14 protein-coding genes are annotated in these 17,547 nt (G+C 71.3%); all 14 read right to left on the bottom strand.

Translation table 11 applies throughout. From position 1 onward, the window contains the following. Nucleotides 1-3: 3 nt before the first annotated feature. A complete protein-coding gene (locus tag ABH935_RS19820; RefSeq protein WP_370379388.1) occupies nucleotides 4-1,803 on the bottom strand; it encodes an IucA/IucC family siderophore biosynthesis protein in 1,800 nt (599 codons plus the stop codon). Nucleotides 1,804-1,805: 2 nt separating this feature from the next. After that, nucleotides 1,806-3,152, bottom strand: coding sequence for a lysine N(6)-hydroxylase/L-ornithine N(5)-oxygenase family protein (locus tag ABH935_RS19815; protein WP_370379387.1), 1,347 nt, complete (start codon nucleotides 3,150-3,152; stop codon nucleotides 1,806-1,808). Beyond that, nucleotides 3,152-3,754 carry a GNAT family N-acetyltransferase gene (locus tag ABH935_RS19810; RefSeq protein ID WP_370379386.1) on the bottom strand — a complete coding sequence of 201 codons (603 nt, stop codon included), beginning with the start codon at nucleotides 3,752-3,754 and terminating at the stop codon, nucleotides 3,152-3,154. Before ABH935_RS19810 ends, ABH935_RS19815 begins: the two co-directional genes overlap by 1 nt. 2 nt (nucleotides 3,755-3,756) lie before the next feature. Beyond that, entirely contained in the window at nucleotides 3,757-5,562 is a 1,806-nt protein-coding gene (locus tag ABH935_RS19805; RefSeq protein ID WP_370379385.1) for an IucA/IucC family siderophore biosynthesis protein, read from the bottom strand. After that, nucleotides 5,559-7,631 (bottom strand): aspartate aminotransferase family protein, encoded by a 2,073-nt coding sequence (locus ABH935_RS19800; protein ID WP_370379384.1) that lies wholly within the window; start codon nucleotides 7,629-7,631, stop codon nucleotides 5,559-5,561. Before ABH935_RS19800 ends, ABH935_RS19805 begins: the two co-directional genes overlap by 4 nt. After that, entirely contained in the window at nucleotides 7,624-9,087 is a 1,464-nt protein-coding gene (locus ABH935_RS19795; RefSeq protein WP_370379383.1) for a diaminobutyrate--2-oxoglutarate transaminase family protein, read from the bottom strand. Before ABH935_RS19795 ends, ABH935_RS19800 begins: the two co-directional genes overlap by 8 nt. A 190-nt stretch (nucleotides 9,088-9,277) precedes the next feature. After that, complete coding sequence (locus ABH935_RS19790; protein WP_370379382.1) at nucleotides 9,278-10,090, bottom strand: ABC transporter permease; 813 nt, start codon at nucleotides 10,088-10,090, stop codon at nucleotides 9,278-9,280. 21 nt (nucleotides 10,091-10,111) lie between these two features. Continuing rightward, on the bottom strand, nucleotides 10,112-10,936 hold the full coding sequence (locus ABH935_RS19785; RefSeq protein WP_370379381.1) for an ABC transporter permease: 825 nt from the start codon (nucleotides 10,934-10,936) through the stop codon (nucleotides 10,112-10,114). A gap of 2 nt (nucleotides 10,937-10,938) precedes the next feature. Continuing rightward, on the bottom strand, nucleotides 10,939-11,961 hold the full coding sequence (locus ABH935_RS19780) for an ABC transporter ATP-binding protein (protein WP_370379380.1): 1,023 nt from the start codon (nucleotides 11,959-11,961) through the stop codon (nucleotides 10,939-10,941). A gap of 200 nt (nucleotides 11,962-12,161) precedes the next feature. Then, the gene (locus tag ABH935_RS19775; RefSeq protein ID WP_370379379.1) at nucleotides 12,162-12,848 is read right to left on the bottom strand and encodes a DUF1707 domain-containing protein; all 687 of its coding nucleotides are present in this window, start codon (nucleotides 12,846-12,848) and stop codon (nucleotides 12,162-12,164) included. A gap of 28 nt (nucleotides 12,849-12,876) precedes the next feature. After that, nucleotides 12,877-13,659: a 3-oxoacyl-ACP reductase gene (locus tag ABH935_RS19770; protein ID WP_370348701.1), complete on the bottom strand. Its 783-nt coding sequence runs from the start codon at nucleotides 13,657-13,659 to the stop codon at nucleotides 12,877-12,879. 84 nt (nucleotides 13,660-13,743) lie between these two features. Beyond that, entirely contained in the window at nucleotides 13,744-15,102 is a 1,359-nt protein-coding gene (locus ABH935_RS19765; RefSeq protein ID WP_370379378.1) for an aldehyde dehydrogenase, read from the bottom strand. A gap of 3 nt (nucleotides 15,103-15,105) precedes the next feature. Then, nucleotides 15,106-15,846, bottom strand: a complete 741-nt coding sequence (locus tag ABH935_RS19760; RefSeq protein ID WP_370379377.1) for a gamma-glutamyl-gamma-aminobutyrate hydrolase family protein — start codon at nucleotides 15,844-15,846, stop codon at nucleotides 15,106-15,108. Between the two features lie 7 nt (nucleotides 15,847-15,853). Continuing rightward, nucleotides 15,854-17,221 carry a glutamine synthetase family protein gene (locus ABH935_RS19755; RefSeq protein ID WP_370379376.1) on the bottom strand — a complete coding sequence of 456 codons (1,368 nt, stop codon included), beginning with the start codon at nucleotides 17,219-17,221 and terminating at the stop codon, nucleotides 15,854-15,856. Nucleotides 17,222-17,547 lie beyond the last annotated feature (326 nt).

Here is a 17,547-nt window from a genome sequence, read left to right as displayed (position 1 = left end):
GGCCTACAGACTCAGCGGGTTGCTCACCGTCCCGTACGCCTCCACGTGCGGCCGCTCCGCGCGGTCCCGGTAGCCGTCCAGCAGCAGCCGGTTCCGGTTCAGGCACAGTCGGTCGATGCGCTGCGTGAACAGGTCGAAGGCCTCGAAGCGGTCGGCGAGTTCGGGGAACGTGGCCTGGTAGTCCAGGATCCGGTCGGCGACCAGGCCCCAGAACAGCCTGCGGTCGACGTTCAGGTGCTGCTCGGCGATGCGCGCCAGGTAGCGGAAGTGCCCGACGAACAGGCCGGCGTGGATGAACTGGCACAGGTAGTCCGGCATCTCCCGCAGCAGCACCGCCGCCACATCGTCGGGGATGTCCGCCAGCTCCGGCAGGTCCTTCGCCGAGATGTTCACGTCGTCGACGAAGTCCTTCACCGCCAGCCGGGTCGGCCACTCGCGCTCGTCGTTGACCAGCACCGCGTTCTCCCCGTGCGGGGAGAAGACGACGCCGTACTTGTAGAGGAAGTGCAGCAGGGGCGGCAGGATCGCGGCGAACATCTTGTCCAGCCAGTCCGCGCCGTCCAGGCCGGAGCGCTTGACCAGCTCCACCACCATCGGGCGGCCCGCGTTGTCCACGTGCAGCAGCGAGGCCATGGTGCGGGCCCGCTCCCCCGGCTCCAGGCGCGGCGGCAGCGGCTGGCGCCAGATCGCGCCGAGGAGCTCGCGGTACTGATACGGCGCGTCCGGCATGCGGTCCAGGACCGGGTGCCGGACCGCCACCGAGGCCACCTCGCCGAGCAGGATCACGCGGCACTCGTCGTTCAGGTACGGGTCCGCGTCCGCGATGTCCAGCAGCCACGAGGTCACCGCCGGGGCGGCCACCGAGCGCTCGGTCGGCAGGCCGCGCCAGACCATCGTGTTCAGGATCGACAGCGGCAGCTTCACGTGGTGCCGCTCGGGGTGCGAGACGTTGGAGAACGTCCGGATCGACTGCTGCGGCAGGTACTCGTCGTCGGCGTAGCCGAGCGGGACGATCAGGCCCGCGGCCACCTCGGCGCCGAACAGCGGCTGGATCATCTCGTCCCACTGCCACGGGTGCACCGGGAGCCACCAGTAGCGGGCCGGGTTGAAGCCGTTGCGGACCAGCTCCGAGCCGAAGCGGATGCGGGTGTTGGAGTCCAGCTCGGTGGTGTACAGGCGCTGCGAGGTCAGGTTCCGGACCGCGTTGAACTCCGCGAGGTCCTGGTCCACCGCGATCCAGGGCAGGCGCATGTGGTGCCGGGCCTCGGGGGCGTAGCGGAGCGCGTCGGAGGCGGAGAAGCCGAAGCGCCCCTTGTTGAACACGATCCAGGGGTGGCCCTCCATGTGCCCTTCGAGCTCGGCGTAGGACAGGTCGGCGAGCTCGGACACGGTCAGCGCCGAGCGGGCCAGGCACACGTCCGCCGCCAGTGTCGCCGCCAGCTCGCGCACCAGGTGGCCGGCGGTGTCGCCGGGCAGCTCCAGGCGGCCCTGGGCGTCGCGGACGAACAGCATCGGGTCGTGCGGGGTGCTGTCCGCGCCGCGTTCGGAGCGGCGCAGGGACTCGGGGTCGACGAACCAGGACCCGTAGTCGCCGCGCTCGGCGCGGAAGCGGTAGCAGACGCCCTGGTCCAGATCGAGCCGGTAGTGGTCGGCGCCCTGCGCCTCGGGATCGGGCTCGGGGGCCAGCAGTCCCTCGTAGCAGAACTCGCCGACGCACTTCGCCAGCAGCGCGCGGGCCGCCTTGCGCCAGGATTCGGACGCCGCGCCGGTCTCGGCACGGAGATTGCGGGCCGAAGGGGACATACTCAGGGCACCTCGATTCGGATTCCGGGATCACGCTCCGCGGCCGCCTCCGGGTCGAAGGCGGTGTGCGCGGCACGCCGGGGCAGGTCGTAGACGGTCCGGCCGGTCACGGCGTTCAGGATGACGGCCGCCCGGTGCGCGCCCAGGCCCAGGTCGGGGGTGCCGACACCGTGCGTGCGCTGCTCGGCGTTCTGGACGTAGACGCCCGGCGCGACCCGGTGCTCCAGGTCGGCGGGCCCGATCAGCTGTGCCAGATCGGCGTCCAGGAAGGCCGGGAGGCGGTCGCGGTAGCCGGTGGCCAGGACCACGGCGTCGGTGACGACGCGGAACTCGCGCTTGAGGCGGTCGTGCAGGCAGGTGAGCTCGACCGAACCCCCGGCGTCTGGTCGCCACACACCGCCGGTGACCGACACCCCCGGCAGCAGCGTGGCACCGGTGTCCCCGGCCAGGCCGAGGGTGCCGCCGTAGAGGCTGTCGAAGGACCGCATGTGCAGCTCGGCGTGCAGGTCGGCGAGGGTCTGGAAGCTGATCGCCTTGTGCAGGCGGCCCTGACTGCGCAGCAGGTCGGCGCGGACATCCTCGCGCAGACTGTGGAAGAACCTCGTGTAGTCCGGCGTGAAGTGTTCGAGCCCGAGTTTGGAGTACTCCATCGGCTCGAACGCCGCGCTCCGCGTCAGCCACCGCACCCGCTGCCCCGGCACGCCGGATCGCAGCAGGTCCAGCACGATCTCGGCGCCGGACTGGCCCGAGCCGATCACCGTGATGTCGTCGAGATCGCGCAGGCGCGGCCGGTGCGTCGCGTATTCGGCGCTGTGCAGGACCGCGTGCGGTGCGGCGCCGGACACCTCGAACGGCATCGCCGGCTCGGTGCCGATGCCCAGCACCACGTTCGTCGCCGAGACGAGCGCCGGTCCGCTCGGCGCGTCGTACGCGATCTCGAAGCCTGACTCGGCGCGGCGCACCCGGGTCACCGTCGTGCCGAACCGGCAGAAGGGCAGCTGCGCGGCGACCCACTGGCAGTAGGCCTCATACTCGCGACGTTCCAGGAACAGGTTCTCGGCGAAGTAGAAGCTGTAGAGCCGATCGGTCTCCCGCAGCCAGTTCAGGACCGAGAAGCGGCTGGTCGGATCGGTCAGCGACACCAGGTCGGCGAGGAAGGGGACCTGGAGCGTCGTGCCGTCGAGCATCATGCCGCGGTGCCACGCGAACTCCGGCTGCCGCTCCAGGAACAACGCTTCCAGGCTGTGGTTCTCGCGCAGCGGCTCGGCGAGCGCCGCCAGCGACAGGTTGAAGGGACCGATTCCGACGCCGACCAGATCGAAGTGCGGCGTTCCCGAAGTCGAGTGCATCAGCCCGCCCTCCGCGTCTCGGGGATCAGGGTCCGGTCGTAGACCATGAGCATCGCCTGCTTGTCCGGCAGGTCCAGCACGCCGCGCGGCTCGAACCCGGCGTTGGTGAAGGCCCGGATGGAGCGCTGGTTGCGCAGGTCCGGCTCGGCGACGACGCGTGAGGACGCGGTCCGGGACAGGGCCCAGTCGGCGACGGTGCGGATCAGCGTGGAGCCGATCCCGCGTCCGCGGTACGAGCCGGGGCCGATCAGCACGTGGACGCCCACGTCGCCGCGCCGCGCCGAGTAGTGGTCGGCCAGCGGGTCCTGGTCGGCTCGGTAGACCTCCCAGTAGCTCATCGGCTCGCCGTCGAGGCGGCCGAGGTAGGGGTCGGAGTGCGCCGAGGAGAGCTGGGCGGCGATGTGCCGATCCAGCACCTCGCGCGGGCCCGCCAGCTCCCAGAAGGCGGCCACCTCCGGATCGTTCATCCAGCCGTGCAGCACGGCCAGGTCCTTCAGCGGCCGCAACTGCTCCATCTCGAAGCGGCCGAAGGGCGTGGGCAGCAGCCAGCCGGCGCGGGTCTGCGTCCTCTTCGAAATCGCCGGCGTGTTCATGATCGACATGGCTACGGCACCGCCAGCGGGTTCGGGATCTGCACGTACACGCTCTGCGTCTCCAGCGGGCCGACGAGTTCGTCGAGTCCTGCGACCCGGGTCAACAGGTTGGCCTTGCACGGCAGCGTCGGGCTCTCCAGCAACGCCTCGGTGACCCGGTGCGCGCGCCCCTGCGCCTGCCGCGCGGCGGCGAAGCGGCCCAGCACCTCGCGGGCCCGGCGCAGCAGCTGGCGCTCGTCGACCAGCGCGGTGGCGCCGAGCGCGCCGATCATGCCGATCAGGTTGTTGACGCCGACGTAGTAGGTCAGGCGCTCGTCCACGATGGTGTCGGAGACGAGGGTGTCGCTGTCCTCGCCGGGCCGGGGCACGAAGTCGGCCAGGTGCGCCACCGCCGACTCGCGGAAGTAGTAGCCCTGGTTGTCCCGGTAGCGGCCGCCCTCGGGCAGGCCGTGCGGGTCGAGCATGACCAGGGTGTTCTGCTGGTGCGCCTCCAGGGTGACCCCGTGCGCCGAGTCCAGCCACAGGATCGGCACCACGACGGTCTCCAGGTAGCGCGTGAACCAGTCCAGCACCGCCTCGGCCGGCCGGACGCCGGTGCGTTCGGCCGAGCCGACGATGATGTCGGCGAGCAGGTTCTCGCGCAGGTGGCCGTTGCGGGAGGGGCCGTAGCCGAGGTCGGCGAAGGCGGCGACGCAGTAGACGCGGTCCATCGGGCCGAAGGGGTTCTCTCGCAGCAGCACATCCAGGCCCGGGCCGCCGGTCTCGGCGGCGATCCACGCCGGGTCGCCGACGATGCCGAAGCCGGGGTGCGCGGCGGCCAGGGCCTTGGCCAGGCCGGCGTCCAGCATCCGGCGGACCTCGACGCCGCGCAGCAGCTCCTTGCGCAGGTTCTCGCGCTTGGAGTTGGTGATGTGCAGGGCCAGGGGCAGCTTGAGCATGTAGGGCGCGTCGGTGCGGTAGACGGTGCGGATGGAGCTGGTGGCGTGCCAGGGGCGGCCGTGCGGGCCGAGGTCGGCGAGCAGGCCCTGGTCCGTCAGGGCCCGGATCTCCGGGCGCTGGCGCAGGTCCTGCGACTGCCAGGGGTGGGTGGGGATCAGGATGCTGTTCGGCGTCGCGCCGCGCGGCAGGTCGCCGCCGAGGAGCTTGTGGACCAGGGTCGGGGCACCGTCGGAGTCGGCGGAGTCGTGGCTCGCGATCGCCGGGTCCACGGCCCACCAGTGCAGCTGGAAGGTGCCGTCGAGCTCGGGCGAGTAGCGCACGGCCTCCTCCTCGGACCAGCCCTCGCGGGCCTTCGGCGCCGGGTGGAAGGGGTGGCCGGCGACCAGGGCCTTCTCCGCCCACAGGAAGCGGGTCTCGCCCTGGGAGGTGCCGTGCGACAGGTGCGCGGCGATCCGGCGGGAGGAGTCGACGACCCGGCCGACCAACTCGGCCACCGCCGGCACACCGCCGCCGGCCTCGCGGGCGATGAGCGCGGCCAGGGTGGCGGCGTCCAGCGGCGGCGGGGCGGCCGGCGGCAGCCAGGACTCGGAGGTCCAGGCGCTGTCCGGCTCGATCTCGTCGCCGACCGGCCGACCGAAGGCCTTGTTCTTGGGCGCGGCGGACTTGCGGTTCGCGTGCGGCAGGGACAACGGGTAGATCGGGCCGAACCGGTGCCAGCCGACCGCCGACCAGGCGTCGACGTCGACCTCGACGGTGACCCCGGTGGCCGGGAAGGTCAGCCGCATCGGGCCGCCGGTCGGCACCGGGATCCGGGCCTCGCGGACCCAGCAGCGGAGCAGGACTTCGGCCGACAGCTCGTCGGCCGCGAATGTGTTCATGACGGGCCCCTGACAGACGCTGAAGATCCTGCGGATGCCGTGTCGCCGGCGGCGCGGACGGCGGCCAGCAACCCGTCGATCTGCAGCTCGGTGGTGTGCGGGTTGAGGAGGGTGAGCTTGAGGCGGACCCGGCCGGGGGGCGTCCCCGGCCGCTCGCGCGCCAGCTCGGTGCGGCCCAGGACGGCGCGGCCGGCCTGGAGCAGATGCCGCCGCAGGACCCCGTTGACGCGGTCGGCGTCGCGGGGGTCCGGCGGCAGGTAGCGGAACAGCACGGTGGTCAGGTGCGGCTCGGCGGTGAGTTCGAGGTCGTCGTGCCGCCGCACCGCGGCGGCGGCGTACCGCGCCAGGGCCAGGCAGCGGTCGGTGAGCTGCTGGAAGCCGTCCCGGCCGAGCGCGGTGAAGGCGGCGGCGAGCTTCACGGCGTCGGCCCGGCGCGTGGTGCGCAGCGAGCGGCCGAGCAGGGAGGGGTAGCCGGCCTGCTCATCGTCGACGGAGTTGAGGTAGGAGACGCGCTTCTCCAGGGATCTGAGCGACGCGGAGTTCTTCACCAGGAAGCAGCCGGCCGGCACCGGCTGCCAGCCGAGCTTGTGCAGGTCGAGGGTGACGGAGTCGGCGGCCTCGATGTCGTGCAGGCGCTCATCCGCGTCCGTGCCGAGCAGCAGGCCCCCGCCGTACGCCGCGTCCACGTGGAACCAGGCGCCGTACCGCGCCGCGAGCTTGGCGACCGGACCGAGCGGATCGATCGCCCCGAGATCGGTGGTCCCGGCGGTGGCGACGACGGCGAGCGGGATCTCGTCCCGGTCGGCGAGCGCCTCGAAGGCCTCGGCCAGCGCCTCCGGCCGCATCCGCCCCTCGGCGTCGGAGGCGACGGGGATGACGCAACGCTCGCCGAGGCCGAGGATCGCCGCGTTGCGCGCGACCGAGAAGTGCGCCTGATCGGAGGCGAGCACCCGCATCCGACCGGCGGCGAGGGGCGGGACCCCGTCGAGGTCGGGATCGATGTCGAAGCGCCGGCGCAGGACGTCGTCGCGCGCGAGCAGCAGACCCATGAGGTTGGACTCGGTGCCGCCGGAGGTGAGCACGCCGGCACTGGCGCCGGAGTAGCCGACGGCGCGAGTCAGGGTCCGGACGACCCGCTCCTCGATCTCACCGGCGGCGGGCGACTGGTCCCAGGAGTCGAGCGACTGGTTGAGCGCGGCGACGGCGGTCTCGGCGGCGACACTGACCGCGAGCGGCGGGCAGTGCAGGTGCGCGGCACAGTGCGGATGCGCGGGATCGGCGGAACCCCAGGCCAGCAGGCGACCGAGGGAGGCCAGGGTCTCGAAGGGGTCCTGGCCCTTGTCGGGCAGCTCGCCGAAGCCGGTGGCGGCGACGGCGTCGCGCACGGCCGCCGGACCGCCGGGCGGGAGGGGACCGAGCCAGTCGGCGCGGCCGCGGTCGAGGCCGTCGAGGACGGTGGCGAGGAGGAGCGCGAGGGCGCCGGTGCCGGCGGGGCCGGAGGCGAGGGCGGTGGCGTCGATGGTGGGGAGGCTCGGCGGGGCGAAGTGATCGGGCGGGAGCTCGGGGGTCGCGGCGAGGTTGGCGACTTGGTTGGCGGTGATGCTGAGGGCGGGGCCGGTGGTGAGATCGGCGGCGGTGGCGAGGTCGGCGGCGGTCGGGCTGGCAAAAGGCTCGGGCGCGGCAGCGTATTCGGCGGCGCCGGCGCGCGGGCCGGTCGGCGAGACACCTGCCGCAAAGCTCGCCGACTCCGGCATGGCAGCGCGGTCAGCGACCTGTTCGGCTGCGGCGCGGGCACTCGCGTCGGCGTTTGTGCCTGCGCTTGTGCCGACGCGCGTGCCGCTCGGCGACTCCGGCGCGGCGGCAAAGTTGGCGACCTGGTTGGCCGCGATGCTGAAGGCGGGCCCTTCCTCGGTCTCGTGGCTCGGCGCGAGTCGCCCCACCGGCTCGGCGCGCAGGATCCCGCGTACCACGTCGGCCTCGATGCCGGTCAGGTCCCCGATCTCGACCGGGGCACCGGCGTGGGCGTGCAGGTGCGTGGCGGCGGGCTCGTGCTCCATCTGCTCAGACACCGGCTGCCTCCAGGTCGCGGTGGGTCGCGGGGGCGGACACCGATTCCAGGGCGCCTTCCAGCACGGTCAGGAGGTGGTCGGCTTCGTCGTCGGCGAGGGTCAGGGGTGGCAGCAGCCTGAGGACCGCGCCGTGGCGTCCGCCGAGCTCCGCGATGACGCCGCGGGCCAGTAGTTCCGCGCGGAGGCGGCGGGCTGTGGTCGGTGCCGGGGGGAGGGCGCCGAGGGCGTCGGGTTCGGCGTTCGGGTCGACGATCTCCATGCCGATCATCAGGCCCTGGCCTCGGATCTGGCCTAGAAGGGGGTGACGGGCCTGATATCTGGTCAGACGTCCCATCAGTCGCTCGCCCAACGATGCCGCGCGCGCCGCCAGGCCTTCTTCCAGGATGTGGCGGATGGTCGCGGCGCCCGCCGCCATGGCCAGCTGGTTGCCGCGGAAGGTGCCGGTGTGCGCGCCCTCGGACCAGCGGTCCAGGTCCGCGCGGTAGACCACCACCGCCAGGGGCAGGCCGCCGCCGACCGCCTTCGACAGGACCATGACGTCCGGCACCACGCCCGCGTGGTCCACGCCGAACAGGGCGCCGGTGCGACCGAAGCCGGTCTGAACCTCGTCCGCGATCAGCGGGACGCCGTGTTCGGCGGTCGTCGCGCGCAGCGACCGCAGCCAGGCGTCCGGCGCCGGGACCACGCCGCCCTCGCCCTGCACCGGCTCGACCACCACGGCCGCCGGGAAGGCGCTCCCGGACTGCGGGTCGGACAGCAGGGTCCGGACGTACGCCGCCGACGCCTCCTCCCCGAGCGTGCCGCCGAGCCCAAAGGGGCACCGGTACGGATGCGGGAAAGGCAGCCTGGTCAGGAACGCGTCGCCGGCGCTCGCCGGGTCGCGCACCGCGTTCGCGCCGGTCAGCGCCAGAGCGCCGGCCGTCATGCCGTGGTAGGCGCCGGTGAAGGCGAAGACGCCGCGCCGACCGGTGGCGGCGCGAGCCAGCTTCACCGCGGCCTCGACCGCGTCGGCGCCGGTCGGCCCGGCGAAGTGCACGCGGCAGTCGGCGGCCAGCTCCGGGGGCAGCGCTTCGAGCAGCGCCGAGGTGAAGTCGTCCTTCACCGGCGTGGCCAGATCCAGCACGTGCAGCGGCGCGCCACTGTCCAGCACCTGCCGGATCGCCGCGACCACCACCGGGTGGTTGTGGCCCAGGGCCAGGGTGCCGGCCCCGGACAGGCAGTCGAGGTAGTCGCGCCCGTCCGCCCCGGTGATCCACGAGCCCTGCGCCCGCACCGGCACGATCGGCAGGTGCCGCGCGTACGTCCGCGCCGCCGACTCACGCGCCGCCTGCCGCGCGAGGATCTTCGATGCCGAACTCTTCGTCGACGGACTCGGGCGGGCCGGAACCGCCAGCCCGTCGCCTGATGAGGCGGCCTGGGGGGTCGAGCGGTCGGCGGGCAGGGCGGGCGAGGGCATAGCGGTTCTCCATCCGTGGCAAGAGATCAGGTAAGGCTTACCTAACTCCCGTCACGGAAGTCAACCTGAATCACTACCGAAAGTGATTCTCCCGCGCGTGATCAGAAGCGCGGACCACCGACACGCCAAGCGTGGACACGGCGGCGCGACCCGCGCGATACGTAACGAAGTGAGCCGTCGCAGGATGCGGTTACGTCAGCAGCAACCGCTCCAGCCGCCGCGCCGCGACCAGCGCCCCGACCAGCCCCATCACCGCCAGGTACAGGACGTCCCACAGCAGCCCGACGTGCACCCGCCCCAGTGTCAGGGCCCGCAGCAGATCGATCCCGTGGTACAGCGGCAGCGCCTCGATCAGGACTCTGACCTGGTGGTTGTACACCGACAGCGGGTAGAACGCGCCGGAGAACAGGAACATCGGCATCAGTGCCAGGGTCACCAGGTCGAAGTCCTGCCAGGACCGCATGAACGACGTGGCGGCCATGCCCACCGCCGCGAACGCGAACCCGACCAGCACCGTCACCGGCAGCGCCAGCAGTGCCCACCAGCTGTGCACCAGTCCCATCGCCAGCATGACCGCGAGGAACGCCGCCGAGTACATCACCCCGCGCAGCTGCGCCCAGAGGATGTCTCCCAGTGCGATGTCGCCGACCCGGAGCGGGGTGGCCAGCATCGCGTCGTAGACCTTGGCGTACTTGATCTTGAAGAAGACGTTGAAGGTGGCGTCGAACACCGCGCCGTTCATCGCCGACACCGCGAGCAGTCCGGGCGCGACGTAATGCGCGTAGGGCACGCCGTCCACCGCACCGGTCAGCTTGCCCAGCCCGACCCCGATCGACAGCAGGTAGAACAAGGGCTCGAAGAACCCCGAGACCATGGTCAGCCACAGCCGTCGGTAGACCATCAGGTTGCGCTCGACGAGCACCCCGGCCTTGCCACCGCCCATCGAGCCGAAGGCGCGGCGGCCGAGCAGCAGCCGGGTCAGGGGAAGATCCAGAGTCGTCATGGCGCGCTCCTTCCTGGGGAGTCAGGGATTCAGCTTCCGGCGGAACGTGCGGGAGCCGTACCAGACGGCGGCCCCGATCACCGCTGTCAGGTACGCCAGATGGAGCAGTACCGAGCCGGTGGTGGCCGTCCCGAGCGCCAGCCCGCGGCACAGATCGACGCCGTGCCACAGCGGCGTGGCGTAAGCCACGGGTTGGAGCACCACCGGCAGCTGCGAGAGCGGGAAGAAGGTCCCGGAGAACAGGAACAACGGGATCATCACGAAGCGGAACAACACCGAGAACCCGGTGTCGCGGTCCTGCGTCACCGCCCACGCCACCACCGGCGCCGCGAACGCCAGGCCGGTCAGCACCGCCGCCGGCACCGCCAGCACCGGCCCGAGCCCGGCCGGTCCCGCCGCACGCACGGCGCCGAACAGCGCCATCACGGCGAGAAAGATCCCGCAGTTCATCAGCACCCGGAAGCCGATGAACAGCAGCCGCCCGACGAAGACGTCGAACGAGCCCATCGGCGAGGCGATCGAGGCGTGGAAGGTCCGCTGCCACTTCATCGAGGACAACACCGGATACGTCGACTCCCCGATCGCGGTCTGCATGCCGGCGTTGGCCATCAGCGCCGGAGCCAGGAACAGCAGATACTTCACGGGCCTGCCGTCGACGGTCCCGAAGGTGTGCGCGCCCGGCCCGGCGTCCACGATCTTGCCGAGCGACATGCCGAGGGCCACCAGGCTCATCAACGGGCCCAGCACGCTGGAGATGATGGAGCCGCGCCAGGTGCGCCGGTAGTTGGTCAGCAGTCCGCGCAGTTCGCGGACCGCCATCGGGGGTGCGGCAGTGACAGCACTCATGCTCAGTCCACCAACGTCCGTCCGGTCAGATGCAGGAACACGTCCTCCAGCGACGAGCGCCGCACCAGCGAGGCCACCGGCACCGTCCCGGAGCCGTGGACGGCGGCCAGCGAGGCCTCGCCGTCGTCGCTGTACAGCAGGATCCGGTCCGGCAGTTCCTCTATCCGCTCGACGGCCCCGCGTTCCCCGGTCCCGATCAGCGCGGCCAGCGAAGCCGCGGCGGCCTTGCGGTCCGCGCCGTCCGGCGCGAAGCGGATCTCCAGGACCTCGCGCGTCGAATAGCGCTCGATGAGCTCTCGCGGCGAGCCCTCGGCGGCGATCCGGCCGTGGTCCATCACCACCAGCCGGTCGCAGAGCTGCTCCGCCTCGTCCATGTAGTGCGTGGTGAGGATGAGCGTGGTGCCGGCCTGCTTGAGCCGGAACAGCCGGTCCCAGACCACGTGCCGGGCCTGCGGGTCCAAGCCGGTGGTGGGCTCGTCGAGGATCAGGATCTCCGGGGAGTTGATCAGCGACCGGGCGATGGTCAGGCGCCGCTTCATGCCGCCGGACAGCGGTTCGACCGGCGACTCGGCGCGGTCCGAGAGCTGCACGAACTCCAGCAGCTCGGCGGTCCGGGCGGCGATCTCGGCGCGCTTGAGCCCGAAGTAGCGGCCGTAGATCAGCAGGTTCTCGCGGACCCGCAGCTCCATGTCGAGCGAGTCCTCCTGCGGGACCACGCCGAGCCGGGCCTTGATCCGCGAGGAGTCGACTCGCGGGTCCATGCCCAGGATGGTCAGATCGCCGCCGGTCATCGGCGAGACGCAGCCGATCATCCGCATGGTCGAGGACTTGCCTGCGCCGTTGGGGCCCAGGAAGCCGAAGACCTCGCCGCGCCGTAGTTCGAAGTCGATGCCGTCCACCGCGGTGAAGGGCTCTCCACCGCGCTTGGTCGGCGGGAACACTTTGCGCAGGCCCACCGCCTTGATCAGCGGGGCCTCGGAGAACGGGGCCAGGGCGGAGGTGGGCGAGGTGGAGATGTCGACCATGCCCGCAACCTAGCGGGATTCACCGACCGGAGGTAAACGCTTTTATGGCGCGGGAGCCTGGGCGCGATTTTGTTAGGACCATTCGCCCCCATTCACAGGTCTACCGGTCGCCACCGACACACCTGCGGGCGAACCCGCGCCCCGACTCAGCCCTCGAACTGCGCCCAGCTCTCGAACTGCGCCCAGCTCTCGAACTGTGCCTAACCTTCAATCTCCCCGCGGTTGCCGTGGTGGCCGTGCCGGTTCCCGGTCAGCTCGTCCTTCTTCTTCGGCTGCCGGGGCGGCTTGCGCTTGACGTCCACGCCGCCCATCAGCGCGAAGCCCCGGACGTGCACGGTCGGCGCGCCCGGGTCGACCGGACCGACCGGGGTGCCGGAGTAGCCGCCCATGAAGCCGAAGCCGTGCACCTGGACGTTCAGGCCCTCGGGCACGATGATCTCGATGCCGCCCATGATGCAGGAGGCGTTGATCGTGACCTCCATGGCCTCGTACTCGGCCTCGCGCAGGTCGAGCTCGATGCCGCCCATCATCGCGAACGCGATGTAGCTCTTGGGCACCACCCAGGCGCCCTTGTTGTCCGAGCCGCCCATCAGCACGAACGTCTTGCGGCGCCTGGGCTTGCCGCCCACGCGCCACCGGCCGCGGGGGCGGGCGGCCGGGGCCGCCGACGGCGCCGCCCCGGTGCCCGCCGGCAGGTCCCGGGTGATCGGCTCCAGCTCGGCGTAGGTCTTCGCGGTGTAGACCGCGGTGATGCGGTCCTCCAGCTCGTCCAGGCCGATGCGGCCCTCGCCGGCCGCCTCCCGCAGGCGTTCGGCGACCTGTTCGCGCTCGTTGTCGGAAACGCGCAGCTGCCGCGGGTCGATCGGCTCGGGGACGTTGCTCGTCATAACGACAGACCTTACAAGAACCGCGCCGTCACAGGGCGGTGACGTAGGCGCCGCTGATCCCGCCGTCCACGAGGAAATTCGAGGCGGTCACGAACGAGGAGTCGTCGCTGGCCAGGAAGGCGACCGCGGCGGCGATCTCCTCCGGTTCGGCGAAGCTGCCGCGCGGGACGTGCACCAGGCGCCGGGCGGCCCGCTCGGGGTCCTTGGCGAACAGCTCCTTGAGCAGCGGGGTGTTCACCGGCCCCGGGGACAGCGCGTTCACGCGGATGCCCTGCTTGGCGAACTGCACGCCGAGCTCGCGGGACATCGCCAGCACGCCGCCCTTGGAGGCGGTGTAAGAGATCTGCGAGGTGGCCGAGCCCAGGGTGGCCACGAAGGAGGCGGTGTTGATGATCGAGCCGCCGCGGCCGGTCGCCTCGAACTGCCGCTGCATGTGCGGGATAACCGCCTTGCAGCACAGGTACACCGAGGTCAGGTTGACCTTCTGCACCCGGTCCCAGGCTTCGATGTCGGTGGCCAGGATCGAGTCGTCATCCGGCGGGGAGATGCCGGCGTTGTTGAAGGCGATGTCCACCGAGCCGTAGGTGTCCACGGCGGCCTGGAACAGCGCGCCGACCCGCTCGGCGTCGGTGACGTCGGTCCGCACGAACAGCCCGCCGACCTCCTCGGCCGCCGCCTTGCCGGCCGCCTCGTCGAGGTCGGCGAGCACCACGTGCGCGCCCTCGGCGGCGAACCGCCGCGCGGTGGCCATCCCGATCCCGCCGGTACCGCCGGTGATGACGGCCACGCGGCCGGCCAGACGCTCGGTCATTTCTCTCCTGTTCTCACTGCATTGTTCCGGGGCGACGCACAGTCTGGTTCGCAGCCAGATTCAGAACGCGAACCGGACTGCGAATCAGAGTGCGATGAAGATGTTCTTGGTCTCGGTGAAGGCCGCCAGCGCGTCCGGCCCGAGTTCCCGGCCGAGGCCGGACTGCTTGTATCCGCCGAAGGGCGTGGAGTACCGGACCGAGGAGTTCGAGTTCACCGACAGGTTCCCGGACTGCACGGCCCGCGAGACGCGCAGCGCGCGGGACAGGTCGCGGGTCCAGACCGAGCCGGACAGGCCGTACTCGCCGGCGTTGGCGGCGGCCACGACCTCGTCCTCGGTGCCGAACGGGGTCACGGTCACGACCGGGCCGAACACCTCCTCGCACTGGATCGCGGCGTCCGGCGCGATGCCGGTGACGACCGTCGGCGGGAACCAGAAGCCGTCGCCGTCGGGAACCTCGCCGCGGTAGGCGATGTCCGCCTCGTCGACCCCGTCCACGAACCCTGATACACGCGCCTTCTGCGCCGCCGAGATGAGCGGGCCCATCTCGGTCTTGTCGTCCAGCAGGTCGCCGATCACCACGCCCCGGCAGGCGTTCAGGAAGTGCTCCATGAACTCCTCGTAGGCCGAGGCCTCGACGTAGATCCGGGACCGCGCGCAGCAGTCCTGGCCGGCGTTGTCGAAGACGCCGTAGGGCGCGGCGGCGGCTGCCTTCGCGACATCCGCGTCGGCGAAGACGATGTTCGGGCTCTTGCCGCCGAGCTCCAGCGTCACCCGCTTCACGCGGGCCGCGCACCGCGCCATGATCGAGCGGCCCACGGCCGAGGAGCCGGTGAACACGATCTTGCGGACGTCCGGGTGCTCCACGAGCCGCGCCCCGGCCTCCGGGCCGAAGCCCGGCACGACCTGGAACACGCCTTCCGGCAGCCCGGCCTCCAGCGCGATCTCGGCCAGCCGCAACGCCGTCAGCGGCGTGGTCTCGGCCGGCTTGAGCACCACGGTGTTGCCGGCTGCGAGCGCCGGGGCGAAGCCCCACGCGGCGATCGGCATCGGGAAGTTCCACGGGACGATGACGCCGACCACGCCGAGCGGTTCGGCGATCGTCAGGTCCAGGCCGCCGGCGACCGGGATCTGGCGGCCGAACAGGCGCTCCGGCGCGGCCGAGTAGTACGTCAGGACGTCGCGGACGTTGCCGGCCTCCCAGCGGGCGTTCGAGATGGTGTGGCCGGCGTTCTCCACCTCGATGCGCGCCAGCTCCTCGGCGGCGGCGTCGACGAGCTCCGCGAAGCGGCGCAGCAGCCGGGCCCGGTCGGCCGGCGCGACGTCGCGCCAGGCCGGGAAAGCCTTGTGCGCGCGGGCCACCGCGGCGTCGACGCCCTCGGCGGAGGTCATCTCGATGGAGCGGAAAACGGCGCCGGTGGCCGGGTTGATCAGGTCGTACACGCGCTATCGTCCTTTGGCGTATCTGGTCGCGGCGTCGGTCAGGGAGCGGAAAAGCTCCGGCTTGCTGTCTTCCTCGGGATGCCACTGCACCCCCACCACGTAGTCCTTCTCCGGCATCCAGGCGGCCTCGATCAGGCCGTCGGGGGCGTTGCCCGAGGATTGCAGGCCCTCCCCCAACTTGTCGATCCCCTGATGGTGGTGGCACCAGGCGATGATCTGGGTGCCCAGCGAGCGTCCGGGCGGCGCGGCCGGGTCCAGGTCGATGCGGACCGCGGCGTACTGGCCGAGCTGCTGTCGGTGCGCATCACCGAAGGCCGACTCGTCGGGCAGGTGCTGGCGCAGCGTGCCGCCGCGGGCCGCGTTCAGGAGCTGGAACCCCCGGCAGATCGCGAGCACCGGGACGTTCTTGGCCATGGCGGCGGCCAGCAGCGCGAACTCCCAGGCGTCGCGCTCCTTGCGCGGGCTGTCGGTGTCGAGGTGGCGGACGGCGCCGTATCCCACCGGGTCGATGTCCGGGCCGCCGGTGAGGATCAGGCCGTGCAGGACGCCGACCACCTCCTCGGCCTCGGCCTGGAGATCCTCGGAGTCGCGTTCCAGATGCTGCGGCAGCAGCAGCGGGACACCCCCCGCCCGCGTCACCGAATCGACGTAGGTGTGCGGGAGCAGCGAGGCGGGCACGTTCTTCCACGCGCCCCACGATGCGGTCTCCTGGTACATGCTCAGCCCGATGAGAGGCGCCGCCATCGCGGCCTCACATCCTTTCGAAAGAACGGAATCGCTCCCAGTCGGTCACGGTCGACTGGAAGGCCGCGAGTTCCACGCGGCCCATGGTGATGTAGTGCTCGACGACGTCGTTGCCGAAGGCCTCCCGGGCCGGCTCGCTCCAGGAGAAGTAGTCGACGGCCTCGTTGAGCGCGTCCGGCACCCGCGGGATGTCGGCTTCGTAGGCGTTACCGGTGAACTCCGGCGGCAGCTTCAGGCCGCGCTCGATCCCGGCCAGCCCGGCGGCGAGCATCGCGGCGACCGCCAGATACGGGTTCACGTCCCCGCCGGGCACGCGGTTCTCCACGCGCAGCGACTCACCCTGGCCCACGACGCGCATCGAGCAGGTGCGGTTGTCACGGCCCCAGGCGATGCCCGTGGGGGCGAAGGAGCCGTGCGCGAACCGCTTGTAGGAGTTGATGTTCGGCGCGTACATCAAAGTGAAGTCCCGGAGGAAGGCCAGCTGTCCGGCGAGGAAGTGTTCCATCATCTCCGAAAAACCGTTCGGCCGCTCGGGATCGGCCATCACCGGGGCGCCGCCGGGGCCACGCAGGCTCAGATGGATGTGGCAGGAGTTGCCCTCGCGGTGGTCGTACTTCGCCATGAAGGTGAGGGACTTGCCCTCCTGCAGGGCGATGGTCTTCGCGCCGTTCTTGTAGATCACATGGTTGTCGCAGGTGGTCAGGGCATCCCGGTAGCGGAAGCCGATCTCCTGCTGACCGAGGTTGCACTCGCCCTTGGCGGACTCCACGTACATTCCGGCGCCGAACATGCCGGTGCGGATCCGCTTGAGCAGCGGCTCGACGAGGGCGCCGCCGAGCATCGAGTAGTCGCCGTTGTAGTGGACCGAGGGCTGCATGTCGCGGTAGCCCTTGCGCCAGGCGTCCTGATAGGAGTCGTCGAAGACGATGAACTCCAGCTCGGTGCCGACGTAGGCGGTCCAGCCGTGCTCGGCCAGCCGGGCCAGCTGCTTCTTCAGGATCTGGCGCGGGCTCTGCACGACAGGCTCGTCGTGGTGGTCGACGACATCGGCCAGGACCAACGCGGTGCCCGGCTCCCAGGGGACATTGCGCAGCGTGCTCAGGTCCGGCTTGAGGACGAAGTCCCCGTAGCCGGCGTCCCAGCTGGCGTTGGCGTAACCGTCGACCGGGGTCATGTCGACGTCCACGGCCAGCAGGTAGTTGCACGCCTCGGTCTCGTGCGCGGCGACCTCGTCGAGGAAGAACTCCGCGGACAGCCGTTTTCCTTGCAGGCGACCCTGCATGTCGGTCATGGCCAGCTGGACGGTGTCGACGCGGCCGACCGAGATGAGGTCGCGAAGCTGCTGGAGAGTGAGCATGCCGGTACGCGCGGGCATAGTGTGCCTACCTAGGGTCAACGCTTGGCGGGCACGGGAATGGTGACCGCGGCCTTGTGACTTACAGGGGTTTGCGACGGTGCTGGCTCATACCCTGGTGTGCGGCGGGGGCTCCAGTCAAGATCCGTTGCGATTGTGCGGATACGGTGCGGATATGGGCGTTCCGGGGGTGTGCGCACCGGTTCGCCGAGGCGGTCCAGCCCCGCCCCCGCCTGACTCCCCACCTGACCGGAGGCCGCGTCCGCCTAGCCGGTAGCGTGGCCGACGTCCGGCGTACCTCTGGAGTTAAGCTGGGCCATTGATCACCGTCGGAACACAGATCACCG

It is taken from the genome of Catenulispora sp. GAS73, assembly GCF_041262085.1.
Taxonomy (GTDB): Bacteria; Actinomycetota; Actinomycetes; order Streptomycetales; family Catenulisporaceae; genus Catenulispora.
This window is presented reverse-complemented; position numbering and strand designations above follow the sequence as displayed.

Excerpts from the sequence above, each read along its gene's own strand:
- ABH935_RS19820 (WP_370379388.1), bottom strand. The coding sequence starts at position 1,803 with ATGTCCCCTTCGGCCCGCAATCTCCGTGCCGAGACCGGCGCGGCGTCC.
- ABH935_RS19815 (WP_370379387.1), bottom strand. The coding sequence starts at position 3,152 with ATGCACTCGACTTCGGGAACGCCGCACTTCGATCTGGTCGGCGTCGGA.
- ABH935_RS19810 (WP_370379386.1), bottom strand. The coding sequence starts at position 3,754 with ATGTCGATCATGAACACGCCGGCGATTTCGAAGAGGACGCAGACCCGC.
- ABH935_RS19805 (WP_370379385.1), bottom strand. The coding sequence starts at position 5,562 with ATGAACACATTCGCGGCCGACGAGCTGTCGGCCGAAGTCCTGCTCCGC.
- ABH935_RS19795 (WP_370379383.1), bottom strand. The coding sequence starts at position 9,087 with ATGCCCTCGCCCGCCCTGCCCGCCGACCGCTCGACCCCCCAGGCCGCC.
- ABH935_RS19790 (WP_370379382.1), bottom strand. The coding sequence starts at position 10,090 with ATGACGACTCTGGATCTTCCCCTGACCCGGCTGCTGCTCGGCCGCCGC.
- ABH935_RS19785 (WP_370379381.1), bottom strand. The coding sequence starts at position 10,936 with ATGAGTGCTGTCACTGCCGCACCCCCGATGGCGGTCCGCGAACTGCGC.
- ABH935_RS19780 (WP_370379380.1), bottom strand. The coding sequence starts at position 11,961 with ATGGTCGACATCTCCACCTCGCCCACCTCCGCCCTGGCCCCGTTCTCC.
- ABH935_RS19775 (WP_370379379.1), bottom strand. The coding sequence starts at position 12,848 with ATGACGAGCAACGTCCCCGAGCCGATCGACCCGCGGCAGCTGCGCGTT.
- ABH935_RS19770 (WP_370348701.1), bottom strand. The coding sequence starts at position 13,659 with ATGACCGAGCGTCTGGCCGGCCGCGTGGCCGTCATCACCGGCGGTACC.
- ABH935_RS19760 (WP_370379377.1), bottom strand. The coding sequence starts at position 15,846 with ATGGCGGCGCCTCTCATCGGGCTGAGCATGTACCAGGAGACCGCATCG.
- ABH935_RS19755 (WP_370379376.1), bottom strand. The coding sequence starts at position 17,221 with ATGCCCGCGCGTACCGGCATGCTCACTCTCCAGCAGCTTCGCGACCTC.